This window comes from Melioribacteraceae bacterium, assembly GCA_035362835.1.
Lineage (GTDB): Bacteria > Bacteroidota > Ignavibacteria > Ignavibacteriales > Melioribacteraceae > DSXH01.
On record DAOSDY010000001.1, the window covers coordinates 1,414,885 to 1,436,866 of the forward strand.

At 34.2% G+C, this 21,982-nt stretch carries 14 protein-coding genes; all 14 read left to right on the forward strand.

All coding sequences use genetic code 11. From position 1 onward, the window contains the following. Positions 1-477 precede the first annotated feature (477 nt). The 14 genes from PLZ15_05970 to nagA all read left to right on the forward strand — a co-directional run bounded on the left by PLZ15_05970 (position 478) and on the right by nagA (position 21,959). Complete coding sequence (locus tag PLZ15_05970) at positions 478-3,423, forward strand: PAS domain S-box protein (protein HOI29293.1); 2,946 nt, start codon at positions 478-480, stop codon at positions 3,421-3,423. Between the two features lie 21 nt (positions 3,424-3,444). Continuing rightward, a complete protein-coding gene (locus PLZ15_05975; GenBank protein HOI29294.1) occupies positions 3,445-4,074 on the forward strand; it encodes a response regulator transcription factor in 630 nt (209 codons plus the stop codon). 211 nt (positions 4,075-4,285) lie between these two features. After that, positions 4,286-4,732 carry a hypothetical protein gene (locus PLZ15_05980; protein HOI29295.1) on the forward strand — a complete coding sequence of 149 codons (447 nt, stop codon included), beginning with the start codon at positions 4,286-4,288 and terminating at the stop codon, positions 4,730-4,732. After that, positions 4,729-5,970, forward strand: a complete 1,242-nt coding sequence (locus PLZ15_05985; GenBank protein HOI29296.1) for a DUF1749 domain-containing protein — start codon at positions 4,729-4,731, stop codon at positions 5,968-5,970. Before PLZ15_05980 ends, PLZ15_05985 begins: the two co-directional genes overlap by 4 nt. A gap of 117 nt (positions 5,971-6,087) precedes the next feature. Continuing rightward, a complete protein-coding gene (locus PLZ15_05990) occupies positions 6,088-6,444 on the forward strand; it encodes a hypothetical protein (GenBank protein HOI29297.1) in 357 nt (118 codons plus the stop codon). A gap of 16 nt (positions 6,445-6,460) precedes the next feature. Further along, positions 6,461-7,486 (forward strand): hypothetical protein, encoded by a 1,026-nt coding sequence (locus tag PLZ15_05995; protein HOI29298.1) that lies wholly within the window; start codon positions 6,461-6,463, stop codon positions 7,484-7,486. A gap of 40 nt (positions 7,487-7,526) precedes the next feature. Beyond that, the gene (locus tag PLZ15_06000) at positions 7,527-8,864 is read left to right on the forward strand and encodes a hypothetical protein (GenBank protein HOI29299.1); all 1,338 of its coding nucleotides are present in this window, start codon (positions 7,527-7,529) and stop codon (positions 8,862-8,864) included. A 182-nt stretch (positions 8,865-9,046) separates the two neighbouring features. Further along, positions 9,047-9,541 carry a hypothetical protein gene (locus PLZ15_06005; protein ID HOI29300.1) on the forward strand — a complete coding sequence of 165 codons (495 nt, stop codon included), beginning with the start codon at positions 9,047-9,049 and terminating at the stop codon, positions 9,539-9,541. A 19-nt stretch (positions 9,542-9,560) separates the two neighbouring features. Then, positions 9,561-10,151, forward strand: coding sequence for a hypothetical protein (locus PLZ15_06010; protein HOI29301.1), 591 nt, complete (start codon positions 9,561-9,563; stop codon positions 10,149-10,151). 413 nt (positions 10,152-10,564) lie between these two features. Next, a complete protein-coding gene (locus tag PLZ15_06015; GenBank protein HOI29302.1) occupies positions 10,565-10,855 on the forward strand; it encodes a hypothetical protein in 291 nt (96 codons plus the stop codon). An 821-nt stretch (positions 10,856-11,676) separates the two neighbouring features. Continuing rightward, positions 11,677-12,207 (forward strand): hypothetical protein, encoded by a 531-nt coding sequence (locus PLZ15_06020; GenBank protein ID HOI29303.1) that lies wholly within the window; start codon positions 11,677-11,679, stop codon positions 12,205-12,207. Between the two features lie 146 nt (positions 12,208-12,353). Beyond that, positions 12,354-13,001: a hypothetical protein gene (locus PLZ15_06025; GenBank protein HOI29304.1), complete on the forward strand. Its 648-nt coding sequence runs from the start codon at positions 12,354-12,356 to the stop codon at positions 12,999-13,001. Positions 13,002-13,333: 332 nt separating this feature from the next. Continuing rightward, entirely contained in the window at positions 13,334-20,374 is a 7,041-nt protein-coding gene (locus PLZ15_06030; protein HOI29305.1) for a hypothetical protein, read from the forward strand. A 406-nt stretch (positions 20,375-20,780) separates the two neighbouring features. Then, positions 20,781-21,959: an N-acetylglucosamine-6-phosphate deacetylase gene (nagA, locus tag PLZ15_06035; GenBank protein HOI29306.1), complete on the forward strand. Its 1,179-nt coding sequence runs from the start codon at positions 20,781-20,783 to the stop codon at positions 21,957-21,959. Positions 21,960-21,982 lie beyond the last annotated feature (23 nt).

Here is a 21,982-nt window from a genome sequence, read left to right on the forward strand (position 1 = left end):
ATTCGTTGAGAACGGACTGAATAAAACTTAATTAATTTACTTACTCATTTCAATTCTATTATTAAATTTATATCAAGTCTTTATGTATAATATAAAAACCAAGCTAAAAGAAAAATTATGTTTCGCAAAATAATACAGGGGAGTATTTATAACTCAAATAAATATAAATTATTTTGTTTATATACCTCATTATTATTCCGACAATCTGCTATATTGTAAATAAAGATTAAACCCCTGAATTATTGTATCAGCAATTGGAATTATTTTTAGACTGCTCTTACATCCTGTATTGTGAAGCATATCACGTTATCAATCTTTTTGTTTACTGTATAATTTATATAGTTGTAAAGTTATTTTTACAAATTAGATTATAAAAGTATAATGAAGATTTATCACTCGCTATGAATGAAGCGAATTTATACTAGCAAGGGGAATATAATGATAGCGTCATATTATCCCGGTAGTAAATAATTTGCCATGATAAAATCACTATCAAAATATCGTGCTCACATTTTTAAAAAACCTCTGATATTCTTTTCAGCATTGTATCTTATTATTACTATGGTCCTGATATTAATATTCTTTTCATATTATAATAGCGAAAAAGCGAAAATTATTGACGATCGGTTCTCTTTTCTTTCATCTACTGCAAAATTCAATCAATCTCAACTCAATAATTGGCTGCAAGGAAGAATCGCGCAACTGGAGGTTTTGAAAGTAAATGAACCACTGGTTAAAAGTCTTGCGTCTATATCATCCTCTGCTGATAAATCCCCGGAATTAATCCAATGGTTTGCTGCATTGAAGTATTATTATGGATATGATGAAATATTACTCGTGAGAAATTCAAAAGAAATCGTTTATTCAACAACTAATCTAAACACAAGTATTTATCAAACCGATTCTATTCTATGTGTACATGCTATTCTTAATGATCGCATAGTGTTTTCGGATTCTGATGAAAATTACAGCTTCCCGGACATGATTAAATTCTATGTACCTCTTAATCCAATGTACGGAAATTCATATACTCTAATTCTTTCAACATCATCATATAAAAATATTCACTCTCTAATTGCAAATTATGCACGGCAGGAAACAACTCTTGAGAGCGTTTTAGTTAAACCATATAAAAAATCTGTAGTATTTATAAGCCAATTACTAATATCTGAAAATCACCCGGACTCTTCCGGCTTTAATAATAAAAAAGCAATTTCAGATGCAAAAATAATAAATACTCGAAGGGGATTTGTCGAAGGGATTGATTATTACGGCCATCTTGTAATTGCTATTATGCAAAATATTCCAAATACAACTTGGTCCATGATTACAAAAATTAATAAATCTGAATTCTATCTTCCGGTTGACAAACTATTTCAATCTGTGATTCTTGGACTCATCTCTAGTGATTTATTATTGGTCATTATTCTGATTCTTATTTGGAGAAAAACTGTTGTTTCGAACTATAGAAAAATTGCTGAAACAGAAATTGAAAAAACAAGACTCGAAAATCGTTTTGAAATGCTTGTTAATGGAGTCAAAGACTTAGCAATATTTATTCTTGATCTGGATGGAAATGTAATATCATGGAATCAAGGTGCAGAATTATTGACAGGATACAATTCAAACGAAATTATTCAAAAACATATCTCGTTGTTTTATTTTGAAGATGAAATAATAAATAAAAAACCTCAATCGGATTTGGAATTTGCTGGCAGGGAAGGCAGCTTTATTGATGATTCATGGAAATTAAGAAAGGATGGTTCATTCTTTTGGTCTAATACTCTAATTTCTTCTCTTAAGGATGAAAACACTAATATCTATGGTTATTTGACCGTATTCCGGGATCTTTCAGATAGAAGGAAGATTGAAGATGATATGATTAAGTCACGGGATTTTTATCTTAAACTGTTGGACGATTTTCCAAACCCCGTCTGGCGTTCTGGTATTGATGGAAAATTTAATTATTTCAATAAGGCATGGTTAAAATATACCGGCCGGAGTATTGATGAAGAATTAAAGACCGACTGGACTATGAATTTGCACCATGATGACAAAGAAAAAGTAATTAGAAATTTTAACGAATTCTTCATTCAGCGTAATCATATAATCCAGGAATTTCGATTGAAAAATTACTCCGGTGAGTATAGATGGCTCATTAGTTTTGGTATCCCGTACTACGACCTTCAAAATAATTTCGCCGGATACCTGGGATCTTGCTATGATATTGATGAAAGGAAAAAATATGAAGAGACAATTAATGTGATGATGAGAGTTGGAGAACAGCTGTATAGTTCTCTGGATATTGATCAGATATTAGATTCTCTTGTTACTGAAAGCATCCATTTTGTAGAAGCTAATAGTGGATTTGCCTGTTTGAAATCCGAACTTAGTTATGTAGTAAAAAGAATCTATAATATTGACCATTGGGAATTCTTTTACCGGCATTATACTAACAATTCAGAGATTATTAATATTTTAGAAAAAAATAGGAAAGCATTGTTCATAAGTAATATTAACGGAAGCAATTCCGATCAAGAGATTATAAAAAAATATGGTGTTAAAAAGTTATTAAGAGCACCCTTGTTTGGGTCTTCGGGTGATATTATTGGTTTCTTTGAATTACACTATAATTCAAATAAGGAGATTGATCTTAACCATCTGAATCTTATCAATTCTATCGCAAAAAACGCATCAATAGCAATAATTAAATCTCTTAATTATGAACAGCTTCGCCTCACTGAACAACAACTTCGCAATTCTGAATCGGAATTGCGTGATTTAGCTGCACAAATACAGTATGCGCGTGAAAATGAACGAAAAGAAATCGCCAGGGAAATTCATGATGAGCTTGGACAGCTATTTACCGGAATTAAATTAAATATTTCTTTCTTGCAGGAACAACTTGAGCAAAATCAGAATATTGAAATAAGCGAGGTGATCGAAGAGCTTTCTTCGGTCCAGCAAATTGTCAATAAAGGTATTCAAACTGTCAGAGATATCTCTGTAAGCCTCAGATCTTATATTTTAGATCATCTAGGACTTATAACTGCTGTTCAAGAATACTGTCGTGAAATTGAGAGAATTAGTAATATAAAATGTGATTTTTCTTGCAATGTAGAAGGGGTCGATCTGAATGATGATTCCAAAGTAGCCGTTTTCCGGATCATTCAAGAAGCCTTAACTAATATATTACGCCATGCAAATGCTTCACTTATTATTGTTCATATTACTAAAGGGGAGAAGGAAATGAAAATTCTTATCTCTGATAATGGAAAAGGGATTGAAGAAAAGAATTATCATTCTGGTAAATCAATGGGAATTCTTGGCATGAAAGAACGCGCTATTTATCTGAAAGGAATATTGAATATCGAAAGCATTGTGGGAAAAGGTACAACAGTGAATCTTAGTATACCTGTTTAATAATACTTATGGAATATTATTATGAATATTTTAATCACTGATGACCATGAAATAATCAGAGAAGGTATAAAGAAAATACTTTCTAGAAATGAAGATCTTAAAATCGTTGCAGAAGCTTCCAGCGTAAAAGAAATGGAAGAGATTATTAACAATACTCAAATCGACCTCTTAATGCTCGATATCTCGTTACCGGATAAAAGTGGATTGGATATTGTAAAAGATCTTAAATCAAGATATCCTGAAACTAAAATTCTAGTATTCAGCATTTTCCCGGAAGAAAAGTTTGCCAAAAGAGCTATTAATCAGGGGGCCGATGGTTATATAAGTAAAAATGCTAAACCCAGTGAGATAATTAATGCCATAAGGAAAATTGAAAAGGGAGGAAAGTATCTCAACCTTGAAATTATGGAAGAATTATTTCTATCATCTCAAAAAAATAGAAATGCTTTGGCTCACGAACTTTTGTCAAATAGAGAATTTGAAGTGCTTAGATTATTGGCTCAAGGGAAAAAGATAACAGAAATAGCGGACTCACTTAGTTTAAGTATTAATACTATTGCATCATACAAAACAAGAATTCAAAACAAACTGAATCGTAAATCAACTGCCGACTTAATCCGTTATGCTATTGATAACAATCTGATTGAGTGAAACTTTTTAATTACGTATTATCAATAAAAACCAAACGATTTACTTGCCGCAAAAACAGCTACATCCTTTCTCAATGAAATACTGCATACTCTAATTCTTCCATGACGTAGTTTTATAACGGGTTCTCATGGTAAATACTGTTAAGACAATTATTAAAGTAAATGATTATTTATTCTAAACTTTTTAATAATCCTAAAAAGTGAGGGAGTAAGTGAAACCATTAATGTTTATTGCTTTGATCATGGTTGTTTCAGGCTGTAATAAATTGGTGCTACAACCAGCCGATTTTTCCTGGCCAATGGAGAGTGTTCTGAATATTGATAATTCAGGCGAAATCGCTGATAAGAGGTATACTTTTAAAATTAATGTAAAACCAATTTATTATGAAGAATTTGCGGACTCTAACCAGGCACCTGGTAAAGAAATCAGAATAATTCGCGATAAATCCGGCTTCTATTATTTCACTGGTGCTGGTTTTAAAAACATTTATGTCTTCTATCCAGTTCAAGGCGGTATGATGCTTGAAGAAATAATAAATATCCCTGACAATATGCCGCTGCAAAGACCTGTTTTCAACATGAAATCATCTGGAATTGAGCTAATTGACGGTATAAGCCACTATTTGATTATCGGATCAACGATTACGAGGTCAAAATGAAAAAGTTAATTAATATCTCTTTGATTTATTATTTCTTAATGGTTTCGTTAGTTTCCGGACAATCAGATTATGAAGCAGTCCAAAAATTTAAATACCATTACAAACAAATAGAAGAATCAATTAAAAATGCTGTATCTGTTGATGAGTTGGATCTTATTAGCGCAAAAATAATTGATCTTAAAAACTCATCATTTAATAATAAATCTATTTTGAATCACGCATTATACCCCGAAGATTATGAATCCTCTTTTTTCAATATTGAGTACGCATTAAGTTCGAAAAGGGCCGATCTTTCACACATTAAACAGCTTTCATTTCAGGTTACTGAGTTAGAATCCCAGGTGTCCAGTCTGAGCCGGGAAAATGAATTATTACTTCTCGAAATCAATAAACTAAAATCACGCGCTGATAAAGATGAAGCAACAATTGCCAAACTAAATAATCTCATTGCGCAGCTACGAGGAAACATTTATCAGAGGGACCTTCTTGTACGTGACCTTGTCGATACTTTGCTGGAACAATTTACAAAATATAATACGAATCTTACTGCTGGAGAGGTACGTGAGATTAAATCAAAAATTAGAAATGAAAATCTGTTCTACAATATTAACCGCACAATATCCGATAATATAAATTTTATAAATGTTACACGCCTGCATGCCGATGACTTTTCATCATTAAAAAAACAGCATAATGATTTAAGCTTGGTCTGGAATCAGATAAGTCCAAAGTTGATTAAAGTATACGCTGGAGATAAGAAGAGAAATTCAGAAATATTAGTAATTGATTCTTTGTTGAACGAATGGGATGAAAATATTAATACAAATATATGGAATAGCGTATACGGTATTTTTAAGGAGAAAAATATTGAGTTGCATCCTTTTACTGATGGTAATCAGTTCGTGAATAGTATGGTTTCCTTTATTCAAAAGGAAATGCAAAACATCAACTTAAATGACCGTAGTGAAGGTGAACTGAAATATCATCTTTTTGCTGATAGTATATATTTCAAAATCCTTGAAAAGAACTGGTTACCGCTTTTAATCGGTAATAAAATGCTTACGAAAGAAGATAAGAATACAATAGACAGTAATCTGAAAAACTGGCAAAGTGAATTATCACCCACAAATCTTTATCTGCTATTTATGGTTGCTGGTGCTGTGTTAGTATTCTTCTCACTCTATTACTTTATTAAAAGATTTCAACTTAGGAGAAATATTTCCTTACATTCTAATTAATGAAGAGATATTCTGTCAGCATGCAGTAAAAACAACTGCATGATTTTACAAGTTTTCGCTGCATACAAAAACTTTTGTTCAGTATAATTTTTGGACGTCATAATACAAGAGGACTAAATGAGTGCACTAATTATAAATGCAACACATATTGAAACAGGTCAAATATTTAAGGGTTTAGATTTCAATTCCATATATGATGTTGTGTTTACAGTGAATTCTGCAAGAGAAGCTCAAATTATATTAGAATCAATAAAAATCGATATTATCATATTTTTCCTGGATACACCGGATAGCTGCTTCTTAAATATTTTATTTATGAAAGATGATCTTCCCAATAAACCTCAAGTAGTTGTTTGTACTAATCACAAGTGGCCTTACTATTTGAATAAATACGATCAATCGGCAATCGACATAATTTGTAAGCCCTTACCTGAAGAATTAGAAAATGCATTGCATTTGGATTCTATTAAATAAAAAAAAGGAGGCGTATATGAGAACCCGAAATATTTTTGCTAAATCTTTTGCCATTGCTTTAATTGTAATTGCTGCTACTAACTGCGAGGATCCATTTGATATAACTGAACCTCAGTCTTCTAATCAAAATCAGGCACAGTTATTTATGAAAATTGCTGAAGGCAGTGGTTCGCTAACTTCTTTTACACCGAATTACAATGAGAGTGAAGCTTTAGCAATGGCCGGTATATTAGGGAAAAATCTGTACCCAGTTCATATTCAACAAAAAATGACTCTCGTTGATAAAAATTTAATACTTGCAAAAGACAGCACTTCGGCTGTTGGCACCTTGGTGCAGAATTACGAAGGGAAATTAATTATTCAGGGATCTTTTCAACCGCCGACAATCGGGATTCGTACAAGAACTGATACAACAATTCAAAAAACATTTTCTACTACAATTACAAGACTTATACATTTCAAAAAAGTTGCAAATACTGGTAATGATACACTTGACTGGAAGGTAAATGCCATTTCACTCCCCTATGGAGGGACCGATGGAAATAATATCCAAATAGTAAAGCTTACCCTGACATCCCAGAATGGCACACCTGTTGAAATTACCGATCCAGGTCTCTTCTTATTCAAAATCGGCAAGGAAAAGAAACATGATAGAGATGATGAAGATGACGATAATGACGAATTTGAAGAGAACCATTTTAATTGGAAATACAATTGGAAAGATCTAAAAACATGGTATAAAAAGAATCAGAAGGTTAACCTCAGGATTGAAGTATTGAGTAATATATCAGATCCCGATTTCTTAACTGTTACATACGGTGCTATGATGAATGGAGTTCCCGGTAAAAAAGCAAAGTTCGATATAGTTTCAACTGTTCAGGATGGTTCATCGTTTAGAAAAGTTTATGAACTTAATTTCTATACAAACGCAAATGCTGTAAGAATGCATGCAGTAATAAATGCATATACAAGAAACTCTGTATATGATACGGAATCCGCTGTTGAATCAAAATCCTGGGGAATCCCTTACAGAGTTAAATGATAAATGTTCAAAAGTAGATTTCTAAAAAAGGAGAATTATTATGAAAATTATAAATAAACTTCCCATAATACAGCTCTTCGCTATTATTCTTACTTCTTCAATCATTTTTACTGCCTGTGAGAATGATGATAATCCGGTCGAATCCGGTGGCAGTACTGCAAAAGTAGCCGGTCGCATTTCATCAAACAACGGGACAGCGCCAGCACTTTATAAATCCAGTAATACTGAAACAACTTTCTCATCAATCCAAGGAGCCTCTGTAATCTTGGCGCGGGTTCAAGCTGATGGTTCATTAAAAACAGTTTCTACACAATCAGTGCAGACTGATGCAAATGGAAGGTTTTACCTTGAAACAAATCTTAATGGCGTAGAAAATCTAATCGTAGTTGCAACCCAGGGTAATGCAGAGTTAAAAGCAATTGTTTCCGCTAAAGTTCAAACAGGCAGTACTGTTTATTCACCACCGCTAACTATTGAATCAACAACTCAAAGCAATCTCTTCATAAAATTAGTCGCTCAAGGGAAAACGACTTTAATAGATGCTGCAGATCTTAAACTATTATTAAATAGTCAAGCGGCGATGTATCTAAAAGGAAATGCAACCGCTGAGACAGAATTTATTAAAGCCATGGAAGCACAATCACAAACCTATATCAAAGCTTCGGGTAATTCATATTTCGGATTAACGAACAGTCAATTACAAGCAATGATGCAAGCAAGAACAGAAGCAAAGGCAAAACTAGATGCAGCTTTATATAATTCTTCTGATTCTGAATTAGAAACTGAAAGTATTATTAATGATTATGAAACCTATGTATTTGCCAACAGTTCAATAAATTCATCAATATATGCAGAACTGTTAAGAATAGGTGCAACTACTTTTATTAATGCATCTGTAAATATGGATACCAATGCCAGATTAGCAGTTATGCAATCTTATTGTAAGCGGTATGCCTTTGTTCTTGGCGTTGCAATGAGGCATCAATTTCAGGCGGCCGGGGCATCTGATACACAGGTAAACGCTGTCGTATCAGCCGGTGCTTCATTATACAACTCGCTCAAAGCATCCGTGAGTTACGAGCAAATGGTAAATGCATTTAATCAATACCGTTTAGCAATTAAATCTCAATTAAAACTAGTATTATCTGCTCATGCCGCTGCGATTGAAACAATCGACTCAAGCATAAATGGAACCATATCCGCAAAAACAATTCTCAGTACTTCAATTGTCGGATCAATCTCGCTGGACTTATTAATTAATGCATACGTTACTTTCTTTAATTCCGTGAAGTCTACTACCCAAGCGGCACTTGTAGGTGCTACAACAGCACAGATAAATGCTGCTTCCCAAATAATGATTTTGTCAAACATGAACTAATTAATTGAAAAGGAACCGTTAATCCCGGGTCCTTTTTTTAATAACAAATAGTTTGCCCAGTATTATTAAAAATAGCATAAAGGTAAAAATATTTTTCTTCTTGCATACCGAATACTCCGAGAGAGGATAAGCCATTATGGTTTATCCTCTTTTATAGAATAGCTAACAATTTGAGGCGAAAGATGAAATCATTCATAAATATTGCATTAATAAGTTATCTGATCTTTGATCTTTCAATTACATATGCTCAGAATAGAAAATTTGGTATTGGCTTTATTGTCGGTGAACCTACAGGAATAAGTTCAAAATATTGGACGTCGAATGCAAATGCTTTGGCATTCGGATTGGGCTGGTCTATTGATGATTATCGAATCTATGGTTACAATCCCGACTATCATAATGCTAGTAGATTACAACTCCATGTTGATTATCTGTGGCATTCTTTTAGAGCTATAAAATCCAATGGGGAATTCCCACTCTTTTATGGTCTCGGCGGAAGAATTAACTCAGGACCTGCTTACAGTGCCAGCTTTGGAGTGCGCGGAATATTTGGAATTGCCTGGAGTCCACGGTCAGCACCAATTGATGTTTATTTCGAAGCGGTTCCGACACTTTTCCTTATTACATCAACTGGATTCGGAATTGATGCTGCACTTGGTGCTAGATATTATTTCTGAAACCGGTGAAATTACATGTATGAAATCTATATTCATTTTAATACAATTATTATTTATGCTGATGTTTATTTCGTGCGGCGTCAGTTCCTCAATTTATAATATCAACGGAGGTTTTGAGGAAAGTAGTTATAATCTCACTATGCCTGACGGATGGATCTCTAATAAACCTAATTATGGATATGGAAATACAGAATTAAAAATTGATAATACTATTTCCCATTCGGGCAATAATTCAATAATGATTTTTATCGACGGAAAACACTCCAATAAAAAATATCTTTTTAAATGGATCCGGAGAATTGACGGCCTTAAAGAGAATAGTATTTATCAACTCGAAGCATGGATTAAAACTAAGAATGTTAAAATTACTCCATATCTGGAAATAAATTGTTGGAGTAAAAATATACTAGTGGGTAATATATCATCAGATGCTAAATTTTCATTTTCAGGCTCAATTAACTGGCGACCTCTGGAAATTATATTTAAGATCCCTGCCGGTACAGATAAAATAATTTTATCAGCTTCAATGATTAGTTATAAAAATGGAGGCGCTCAAGCATGGTTTGACGACATTAGTATAAAAGAAATTAAAGAAAATCCAAGGTACTAACCGGCAATGTATCAGGATAAGTTTGGATCATTAGAATCATCAACCACTGATTGATAGGGCTTGGCTATTTTAACCGAAATATTTGTTAACTCAATGGTCTAAATTACTTCCCCCAATAGAGCTAAATGTATTAATTAAAAAAATTGTTCTTCACAAAATAATATTTGGTCCCGACTTCAACAGATATTAATAAATCGTCGGGCTCAAAAACCATTATGTTCACAAAAGATTATAAAAAGATTTTGCCTCATTCCGTTTGACACTTCATTCAGCAAAAACTTTTTAGGTTTAGGTTCACCTGTCTACCGTCTCATATTATTGTTTTCTTCATGTCACAAATAATTTCAATTATTAACTTAACTTCGTTTAAGAAAATTCTTATTATCCTGTAAACAAATATGGGGTGTTAATAAATGGACATATTAAATGAATTACTCAATCTTCCTGTTTATGCTGATGAAAAACGGGATGATGGTGGCGGTCCCGAACCAGGAGATTGGATGAGTGTTAAGACATACAATAGTGCTGAGGAAGCTGCCGAAGCAGTCCAGTTTTTCTTAAATAATAATCGTTTCCAACTAATGCTGCCGATTGGTGCAAGGATTGAATTTCATAATAAAGTTGGCGTCGGTAGCGATATTATCTATTTCTATAGTGTTTCCGAAAATCAATGGCAAAAACATTTATACTGCTATTCAGATTAGGATAAATAACTAATATCATTCTATAAACTTTCATCCACGGCAATTCTTATTAAATGATAATATTCAAATGCGCATCCGATTATTGATAGATCTTATTTTTTCCACAAAGTTTCAAAATATTTTTTTATTTCAGCATTTTATGTATTTCTATATAAGAAAGGAATTCTTTCCCTAATTCTCTCCTAATCATTTATCAGAACTTTTATTATTGTTGCGTCAGATTTGTTGCTTATAATATTCAGTAAACTCTCTGCATTTAAATCATGTATTGATTCATCAGTATTTGCTAATGCTTCCTTATCATAATATCTTGAGATGATAGCAATTTACGTTTGACACTTCATTCAGCAAAGACTTTTTAGGTATAGGTTCGCCTGCATGCTTACTAAAGATTACCAGGTCATTCTTGAAACAACCCACATTCATGTAGAATATCAGCCATTATATCAGCAATAGGTCCTGAGTTTTTCGAAGAATAACATATATACAAAATCTAACTCCTCTTGGTTCATAATTAATAATATAATTGTACAAGGTATCGCATATATTATTTGATTGAATTGATTTTTCTAATTTTCTATTTTTTATCCAAGCTAATCTCAAATGCCATGTTAATTAAATAAGAAAATGGTTAATGGATTTAGCAGCCCCAGTTTTATTATAGTTAAAGAGGAAGAATGGGACACATTTCTGAAATCTCTCAAGTAGTTATACATCACTGAATATTTGCTGCAATAATAAAATTCCTTTCCAGTCTATTATTCAAAGAATGATTTATTCTGTTTTCTCATAATCTCAAGTATCTTAAGGAGGGTCTCTTTATGAGAACAAAATTCTTCCTTTTTGCTTTTATATTTCTATTACTACAACTTCATTTTACGCTTGCTCAGGAAAAAAAACAGGTTGTTTTAAAAGCTCAGCTATGGCCTTACAGTTCACTTTGTGATTTCCCGGAAACTGAAAACCAACCAGGTGCCATTTCCTATAATAATGTAAGTATAAGTGTTAGAGGCTGCGAGGACCTTCAACAAGAATTAGGTAAACCTTCAGCAGTCAGGCTTACTGTTATTAATTTAAGCGATTCTGAAATTGAATGCCCATTCAATGGTTTAAAGAGTGTTTTTGTAAAAATGAAAAATGGTAAAGTTGCTACGTCTATTGCGATGCGGTACAAACAGAAAAATCCAGTCGGTTCTGGTTATTATTATAGTTTTGCAAACAAAGTCGATGGGGAAATGAAGTTTATTATTGATCCGCATAAAAGCTGCGATGTGATATTTCTATTCCCTAAAGCATCAGCAGGGGATCAAATTAATATTGAAGGATTTGCTTCTGGTAAAATAACTGATTAAATGGATCCACTTTTGGATGGATAATTCAAAATATTAATAAGATTCAATATGGGTGAAACACAATCACATGATTAATTTACTTGTGGTTCTGTTCTAAATAATTATAAGTATTTCTGAATTTATTTTTAAGATTGTGCGGAGGAAATATGGTTCAGTCAAAACCTCTAACTCTTCAAGAAGCCCTTATTTTTGTAGAAAAGACAGCTAAAAGTTCTGCGGGCGGAAAAATTCCTCCAATTATGCCCTATGTTAGTCAGGTATTAATGCGCACAGGCATTCCTGTTTTATCAAATCCTTTCACTACTGAAGTTGCGCTTTTTTCTTCCCTCATTATGTCCCTTGTTTATCATAACCAATGCAATGCCTTAATTCTAACAGATACAAAAGAACAGGCAGATTTATTTTTTTCAAAATCTCTTTTCTCAAATAATGGACCTGTAGGATCTGAATTCGCAAAGCTCTGTGGAAAATCTCTTAAACTGCTTTACAATAATTCGGCTATTCCGCAGGAAATTGAATCCTCGCTTCACGATTTTAATGTCACTCCAGTTATGGATCTATCTACTCTGAAATCTTTGGATAATTTAATTCAATCCGAAAATACTTTACGCACTCAAACGGATAAAAAATCTTTTATTTCCAAACTCTTATTCAAGTCTCCTCAATTACCTCCGCCAAGTACTCTTAAAAAAGGGCTTGATAAACTTAATTGTTCAGTTAAAGTTTTCAGTGACAAAGTCTCACTCGATGGGGGAGTTGGGTCTTCCTTTTTAATCTATTCGACTATGTATTGAGTTGTATCAAGCCAAAATTCTATTGCAATAATTCATGCAGTCCATATTCTTTTCTCAATCTCCTCAATGATTTCTAGTAATCCTTATACTGAATCCAATATTATTGAGTTTCATAAGTAAGCTGATGTAATTTGTCACTTGTGTTAGTTTGTTATAAACCAGTCACTATAAACATTACTAACACTATTTATTATTTAATTAATACAAGATATCCTTAATTAAATTTGTTGCAACAAAATTTGACATTAGTTATGTTTGAATAAATTTTACATACTTCAATTGTCTTTTGTCGTTTCATCGAGGCCGTAATGTTTTGTAGCGTCTTGTTTCGATTGAAATTCTTTTTAATTTTTTTTATTTACATTGCTATTAATGCTCAGCAGGCTCCGCTACTTGTTGAGAGCACAAATCCTTCCGCCACTGGCAATCACATCGTTGATTTCGATTTAACCGGTAATCTTGTTATCAATTTTAATAAGAACTTGAATACCGGCAATATATCATCATCTGTTTTTAAATTGACTCTGTTGGATGGTTCTAATTTAGATTATACTCTAAACTATTATAATGAATCATTGCCATTCAATAAGGCGAGGGTAGTCATTACTCCTTTATCCAATTTAGCACCCGGTACCATATATCTTCTTGAAATCTCAGATCAGCTTAGAGCAAATGACGGTTCCGCTTTTGATGGGAATAATGATGGCAATCCGGGCGGCAGCTATTATTTAGTTATTCAATCCCTTATTACTGATGGCGTTATTGCGTCTATTGAATCTAAACTTAATGAAATTGCTGGTTCTTTTACAGATGATACTAGAATTACTAATTCAAAATATGACTTTTGGGATTATGCAAAATCTATTCGCAATGATTTATTAAGTCAAAAAGAGTTATTAAAAAATCAAATAATTTCTGAAGGCATTAATTCTCCGGCTATTACCAATGATGTGCCTGATGGTAATTTGGACTACAAAATCGGAAGTAATATCTATCACATTAAAAATTATTCTTTCAAAAATAATTCGAATCAGACCATTACTTATAAATTGGTTCTTGATCAAAATGGTAATGTAATCTCTGATGTTGAAACAATATTTAAGGTACTTCTTACGTATCAGAGTAGAAATGACCGGTATGACAGAGAAAATATTGAAACTCATATTAGTGCTTTAAATGATATAAATAACCGTCTTTTAATAAGTGAAGGTCTTGTCATAGTTCGTGATGCGGCTGTTAATGCTGCTATCTCTCCTATGTTTGGCAGAAATTCCCTTGTGGGCTTTTTTGAAGGTATAGTAAATCAATTTGCCGACCAGGACAAAATATTATTTGCCTTGCTCAATTCTTATCTGCATCATTTTGATAATTCATTGAAAGCGGATTATAATCTGGCTCTTTCTAAAGCCTCGGTTCAAAGTTATCCAAGATTGAATTATGCTGATTTAAGTCTGTATCTCTATTCTCAGCATATATTATTCGAAGAGTTTAACAATTTCGCCATTCTTCTCGGTAATATCGATGAATCAAGAGGTGACTTAAAAGCACAGATTATTGATGTTGTGAAAAATTCCATTAACTCAATGATTAATTATTCTGTTTCTAATGGGATCTATATTTCCGAAACTGCGAAAATAATTTTTGATCTCATTGAAGGTGGCCTCACTATAAATGATTGGTTTAATCAGGTCGATATTCTGAATAATTATAATGAACAGATCCTTACATTAAAAGAATCACTCAAAACAAAGTGGATTAATACTTCTCCAATAGTTGCCTCTTTATTAGCATCTGAGCTTAACAGTGGTCAATATGGTTTTATAAAGATATTAAGTCCAAATGGCGGTGAAAAATTATACGCTGGTAGCTCATTTGCAATATCATGGTCAAGTGTAAATGTTTCTAATGTTAAGATTGAATATTCTATTAATGGCGGGTCATCCTGGATCTCCCCTCCAATTGCAAATTCAATTTCATCAAGTTCTGGTATACTAAATTGGACCGTCCCTCAGATTGAATCCGCAAATTGTAAAATTAGAATTATTAGCACTGCCAACTCTCAGATCTTTGATCTTTCTGATCAGGTCTTTTCTATTAGTTCTTCCGCCATCTCATTGTCTCTCAATAATATCGACTTTGGTCAGCAGCTTGTAAATACTGAATCTCAGGTAAAATCATATACTCTTAATGCTGAAAATCTTTCTTCCGATCTTACGCTGACTTCTACTTCGGGCTTCTGGATCAAAACTTCTCTTTCTGATTCATGGAAAAGCACACTTACTTTAGCTCAAGTAAATGGTAAAATTAATTCAACTGTAGTCTTTGTCCAGTTTCAACCTTATGAAGTAAGGAATTTTAACGGCGCAATCAAACATTCTGTTTCTAATTCGCCTGACGTGGATTTACTATTAACTGGTATCGGTGCGCCACCGCCTGTCCCTTTTATTACTGTTTCTACAAATTCTCTTATAGATTTTGGTGAAGTTGATCTTGGTTCTTCTCGTGTAATGAGTTTTAAAGTTTCAGCCGGTAATTTGATAACTAATGTTACAGTTAACAATTCTAATGCTCCTGGTTTTCTAATCTCTGATTCTTTTAACGGGCCATTCAGCGATAAAGCAATCATTAGAAGAAATGAAGCTGATAATTCCGTTAATAGTGCGGATGTATTTGTTAAAATTTCTCCGGATGTTGAAAAGAAATATCAAGGCTATCTTGTAGTACGTAGTACGGATGTCAATCCCATAAGAATTGATGTTTCTGCTACTGGTGTAATTCATTATATTGTTTCTACTGCATATATTGGAGATCAGGGATTTACTTTCGGTTCCGGTTCTTTTATTAATGGTTCAAATGTTAGTGTACTAGCACTTCCTGAATGCGGATTTATGTTTACTGGCTGGTCGGTTAATGGTCCGCTGAATGGTGGGGGACAGCTTGTTTCTTCCGATCAACTATATACATTTAAAATTGGTTCTAACTTACAATTGTTTGCTAATTTTACCTGGGGTAATTCATCACCTGACTATAATATTACTGTTTCTGCCAACCAGTCTACTGGCGGCAGTGTAACCGGCGGTGGTAATTTTAACTCCTGTGATCTTATTGCAGTCACCGCAACTCCTAATTCCGGATATTATTTTGCCGGCTGGAATCAAAGCGGTATTAATGTTTCTTCAAGTCCAAATTATTCTTTCCATGTTACCAGTGATCGATCCCTTGTCGCAAATTTTTTGCCTATTCCCCCTGGCTATTGCTCTGTTGAAGTTGTCTCAGATCCGGAAATTGGTGCAAATACATTCGGCTCCGGACTTTATAAACAAAACTCTAGAGCATGGATTAATGCTGACATTAATGATGGTTATTCTTTTGTTAATTGGTCTGAATACGGAAACTTAATTAGCTCCTCTCAAGGATTCTATTTCATTATCGACCGAAATAGAAAATTTACCATCAATCTAGATTTAAAAAAATATAATATCACTGTAGCTGCAAGTCCTTCAAATGGCGGTATTGTTAGTGGAGCTGGGGAATACTCGCATGGTGAAAAACTTAACCTTGCTGCTTTTCCCAGCCAGGATTTTAAATTTCATCACTGGAATATTAATTCTGGCCAGAACTCATATTATTGGGGTTCCCGTTATAATCAAAAAGCAAATTCGAATATTTCTGCTGAAGCAATCTTTTCTAAATCTCATTCCATCCAATTAATTTCACCTAATAGCGGTGATTATATTGAACCGGGAAAACCTTATACCATTAAATGGAAATTTGCTGCCTTGCCGTTAGTTAAAATTGATTTTTCATCTGATAATGGAAATACATGGAATAATATCACACAACAAACTCCTTCCTGGAATAGTACTACTGATTTTATTGGTACTTTTGAATGGCTTGTTCCAAACCTTACTTCCAATACTTGTAAAATAAGAATTGCTGCTCAAGATGTCTTTGAAGAGGATTATCCAATTCATTCCTTATGCGAGATTTTACCAGGTACCTTCAGCATTGGTGTTGCGCCGGTTCTCTTTACGTTGAATACTATGTCTTCTCCTGAAGGGGCCGGAGATATAATTGGATATGGAGATTATAGTTCCGGAACGCATGTTACTCTTTCTGCTACTCCGGTAAGAGGCTATATATTTAAAAATTGGACTGAAAATGGTGTTATTCTTTCCTCCAGCAGTTCTTTTTCGCTTGCATTAGATCGTAATAGAACAATTATTGCGAATTTTGATGAATCCCCTGTAAAATATACAATTAATGTTTCTGCTACTCCGCCAGATTTGGGTCAGGTCTCAGGTGGTGGTGTATTCTCTGAATGGAAAAATATTGAAGTAACAGCAGTTCCTAATCCCGGCTATAAGTTTTTATTCTGGCGGAATAAAATTAATAACAATTATGCGTTCGGTTCTTATAATTCAAAATATACTTTCCCTGTTGATGATAACAAGGAATTGATAGCTCAATTCGGTTTTGGTGTGAATTCAATTTCCAGTCCTGTTAAAGATTCTTTCCTAAAAAGCGGACTTATCCATACCATAAAATGGTCAGGATTAGCTTTTTGTAATTCCGTAAATATTGATTACTCATCGGATGATGGTTTAACCTGGATAAATATTGTTAAGAATTATCCCGCCTATGTGCCTAATACTGATTATCAAGGCTCATATGAATGGACTGTACCATCTATTAACTCTACTAAATGCAAGGTTAGAGTTGTTTCTACTCAGATTTCTGAGGAAGATTATCCTATTCATGCGTTTCATTTATTATTAAACGGAAATTTCGCCATAGGCGAAAATTATCCTCCGCCAAAAGTCTCTCTTATACTTAAGTCTAATTCTGCTTCCTTTGGGTCAACTAATGGTGCTGGCACTTACGATTCCGGAAGTTCTGTTACTATTACTGCCTTGCCTAATGAAGGCTATGTTTTCATTAACTGGACAGAATATGGAAATATTGTATCTGAAAATTCCTCTTTTACATTTATTGCTAATGGTGATAGGAATCTTACTGCTAATTTCGAAAAGATCAGTATCACTCTCATAACTCCCAACGGAGGTGAAACCTGGGAAACTAATACAATTCAAAAAATTAAATGGACCAGCATAGGTGTTTCACTCGTAAACCTGGATTATTCTAATACTCCTCATTCAGCTTCACCTGTCTGGTATCCAATTGCTTCTAATGTTGATGCAAAACTTGGTGAATATGAATGGACAATACCTAATACGCCAGCCCCTAATTATCATGTTAGAATTAGCCAGGTTCCTTCTGGGATCCCTTCCTCTATGAGCAGTGAGGACTTCCAGATATTCAATACAAAATTCACCTATCTTTTCCCCGGCGGGGGAGAAGTGTTACAGGGTGATTCTGATCTCGAAATTAAATGGGATTATTATGGTCCCTCACAGAATGTATACATTGCTTTTGGAGATCTTAATACTAATACTCAAGGTCTAATTGTCGGGCCTATCCCAACCTCTACTAAGAAGATTTTGTGGAAGGTTCCGGCTATCAATTCAAATAATTTTAGAATACAGATATTTGACCTTCATAATCAGGCTCACCGTATTTCTGATCCAATATCCGTGGTTTATCCACCTCAACAGTCTCTATCTTTATTGTCTCCTTCCGCTTCATCTGAATTTAATTCTGGTGAAATATTGAATATTAATTGGTCAAGTGATAATATCGATTTAATTAGGATTGAGTATTCTACAGATGGCGGAATTTCCTGGAATCTAATAACTGATAATATCACTGGTGCTCAAGGTTCGTATCTTTGGACAATTCCCCAAACTAATTCTTCAAATTGTAAAATCCGCCTTTCAGATGCTTCCGATTCTAATCCGTTTACAATTAGTCCGGCATTCTCTTTAAGTTCTTTACTCAATATCTCTCTTCAAAGTTCTCCTGCTGATTGTGGTACGCTTAGTGGAAGCGGTAAATTCTCACCTGGAAGTACTGTTACTATAAATGCAGCCCCTCTATCAGGATTTGTCTTTGCAAATTGGACAGAGAATGGAGTTGTTATTAGCAATAACTCAAGTTTTTCATTTCAAATAGATAAAGATAGAAATATTGTTGCCAATTTCACTCAAGCTAATAATAAATTTACTGTTGACCCACTCTATGTTGATGTCAGTATCGGTAGCGGAACTGCGGTTGCTACGTTTAACATCAATGTTGAAAGTAATCTTATTGTAAATTGGCGTTCAATAATTGTTCAGGGGTCTGAATGGTGCACAATTACTAAAGGAAGTTCAGGTAAAAATACCGCACAGCTTAAAGTGAAATATCAGAAAGATACAGATCTTCCCAGGACTGCTATTGTTCGGATATTTGTTGATGGTGAACCTGATATTTTTTCTGAAGTTGAGATTAGACAAAAAATTCCTCCGTCAAAATATTTATTGAACGTTAACAATGAGAATCCTGAAAAAAACTCCCCTGTAACCATAACTGCTCAATTGGTAGACAAAAATAATAATCCATATCCGCAGAATGGTAAAATTCTCAATTGGTCATCTACTCAAGGTGGAGCATTTCTAAATCAAACTACAATTACTGATGAAAATGGTTTTTCATCAAATATTTTTACTGTAAGCACCGTTAGTGGTACAAAACATTCCATAAACGTCACAGATAATTCTATTCCAAAGACATTAATAGGAAAGAGTCCTTTCATTACTGTTGCTCAAGGCATTCCTGCAAAGTATAATCTCACCGCTGCCAACTATAATCCGCTAAAATCAAAAACTGTTAAAATTACAGCTGTATTATCCACTGTTGACAATGATCCTATTAAAATCAAAAATAAAGTTCTTACATGGTCATGTGACAATGGCGGTGTTTTTAATAATCTTACAACTATTACAAATAATAATGGCCTTTCAACAAATATTCTAAAAGTTAGTGGTATACCTAACACTGTTCATAGAGTTACTGTAACTGATAATTCATCACCTGCACTCGTAGGTCAATGTCCTGAAATCACTGTTAATGCAATCTTAAAAGTAGAGATGGAAGACTATTCCTCTGAATCAGAATCTGTTGATTTTCAGGACGATTATAATTCAATTCCTTCGGATTTCAATCTCGATCAGAATTATCCGAATCCTTTCAATCCTGTTACTTCCATAAGATATGCTCTTCCTTTTGAATCTAAAATCAAGATTATGATTATCAACATCCTAGGTGAGTTTATAATAACCTTGGTGGACGAATTAAAACCTGCAGGTACTTACACTGTAAATTGGGATGCACGTAACTTCCCATCCGGAGTCTATTTTTATAGAATAGAGGCTTTACTAAGCGACGGAAGTAAACCCTTTACTCAGGTAAGGAAAATGATTCTAATGAAATAGTTCTTTGTTTTAATATGCATGATGCGTTTTCTTACTATAAAATTGGGAGAGTAATTTAATCAAACGTGAATTTTACTATTGCAAAAACTATTGCAGGAATTGTAAGTTATTTTATTTAAACATTTTAAGAAGCGCTTTTCCTTGACTCTTAATCAGCAGGTCGCCGGTTCGAATCCGGCTGAGTGCACAAACCAAGCCCGGATATTAACCGATCCGGGCTTTTTTGTTTTGTGTGTTCTTTACCCTATCGGTTGTTATGTTTGCCGGATTATTCGCTTATAAATTTTTATATTGATTGCGGCTGATTATTAAAAATCCGGGAAGGTGGGTTATGAAATTTTTATTTTGCTGTTACCCTATTTTAAGAATAACTCTATTAATAATCATGATCTTGATCTTGATTTCAATGCCATCCATTGCCCAGCAGAAGATAGAAGGAATATTCTACCTTGATGGGCAGCCGGTTTCAATTACAGTTATTGATGGGAAAATAGATCAGATAGATAGAAATGTTGAATTGAATGAAGATAGCAGGAAAGTATTCATAGCGCCCGGACTGATAGATAATCAGGTTAACGGAATAAACGGTGTTTCATTCTCTTTCGGTCAATCAGAGCTTAACGTTCAAGGTGTACTTGAAGCTACGAAAGTACTCTGGCAAAGAGGTGTAACAACATATCTCCCGACTCTTACAACTAACAGTCATGAACTGCTTCTTAAAAATCTTTCCATATTGGAATCCGCGAGAAAAGATGAATCGTCTCTCGGATCAATTGCAGGGTATCATCTTGAAGGCCCTTATATCTCGCCGGCGGATGGTTACAGAGGAGCGCATTCGATTAATTTTGTGCGGAAGCCCGACTGGAATGAATTTATGGAATATTACAGAACGGCAGGGAAGAGAATTTTGACGGTTACGGTTGCGCCGGAGATTGAAGGCGCGATTGAATTTATAAAGAAGTGCAGTGAGCTCGGGATTGTAGTTGCCCTGGGCCATCATAACGCAACAACCGGTATAATAAACCGTGCTGTTGAATACGGCGCAAAAATTTCCACTCATCTCGGAAATGCGATGAGTAACACAATCAACAGGCACGTTAATCCTCTCTGGCCACAGTTGTCGAATGACGGACTTATGATCAGCATAATATGCGACGGATTCCATCTGCTTCCGGAACAGATCCGAGTTTTCTACAAAGTAAAGGGTGCGGAAAGAACCATCATAACCTCCGATGTAACAATGTACGCCAACCTGACTCCCGGAGTCTATAAGAATATTGACGGTGAGGATATTGAGTTAAGCAGCGACGGCAGAATATTCTATCCCGCCCAGAATAATCTGGCGGGCTCGGCCTCTACTATTGATAAGGGTGTGGGTCATATTATGAAGGTTACCGGATGTTCACTTTCAGATGCTATTAAAATGGCAAGCACAAACCCCGCACAACTCTATGGACTAAATGATCGCGGCAAAATTGAAACCGGAAAACGTGCCGATATTATTCTTTTTACAATAGAAGATTACCGGATGAAGATTCTGAAAACGATTGTAAACGGAAAAGTTGTTTACGAGGCATCTGAATAGTGAATGCCCGTAAAGTCGTTGGA

Excerpts from the sequence above, each read along its gene's own strand:
- PLZ15_05995 (HOI29298.1), top strand. The coding sequence starts at position 6,461 with ATGAGAACCCGAAATATTTTTGCTAAATCTTTTGCCATTGCTTTAATT.
- PLZ15_05975 (HOI29294.1), top strand. The coding sequence starts at position 3,445 with ATGAATATTTTAATCACTGATGACCATGAAATAATCAGAGAAGGTATA.
- PLZ15_06015 (HOI29302.1), top strand. The coding sequence starts at position 10,565 with ATGGACATATTAAATGAATTACTCAATCTTCCTGTTTATGCTGATGAA.
- PLZ15_05985 (HOI29296.1), top strand. The coding sequence starts at position 4,729 with ATGAAAAAGTTAATTAATATCTCTTTGATTTATTATTTCTTAATGGTT.
- PLZ15_06005 (HOI29300.1), top strand. The coding sequence starts at position 9,047 with ATGAAATCATTCATAAATATTGCATTAATAAGTTATCTGATCTTTGAT.
- PLZ15_05970 (HOI29293.1), top strand. The coding sequence starts at position 478 with ATGATAAAATCACTATCAAAATATCGTGCTCACATTTTTAAAAAACCT.
- PLZ15_06025 (HOI29304.1), top strand. The coding sequence starts at position 12,354 with ATGGTTCAGTCAAAACCTCTAACTCTTCAAGAAGCCCTTATTTTTGTA.
- PLZ15_06010 (HOI29301.1), top strand. The coding sequence starts at position 9,561 with ATGAAATCTATATTCATTTTAATACAATTATTATTTATGCTGATGTTT.
- PLZ15_06020 (HOI29303.1), top strand. The coding sequence starts at position 11,677 with ATGAGAACAAAATTCTTCCTTTTTGCTTTTATATTTCTATTACTACAA.
- PLZ15_06000 (HOI29299.1), top strand. The coding sequence starts at position 7,527 with ATGAAAATTATAAATAAACTTCCCATAATACAGCTCTTCGCTATTATT.
- PLZ15_05990 (HOI29297.1), top strand. The coding sequence starts at position 6,088 with ATGAGTGCACTAATTATAAATGCAACACATATTGAAACAGGTCAAATA.
- nagA (HOI29306.1), top strand. The coding sequence starts at position 20,781 with ATGCCATCCATTGCCCAGCAGAAGATAGAAGGAATATTCTACCTTGAT.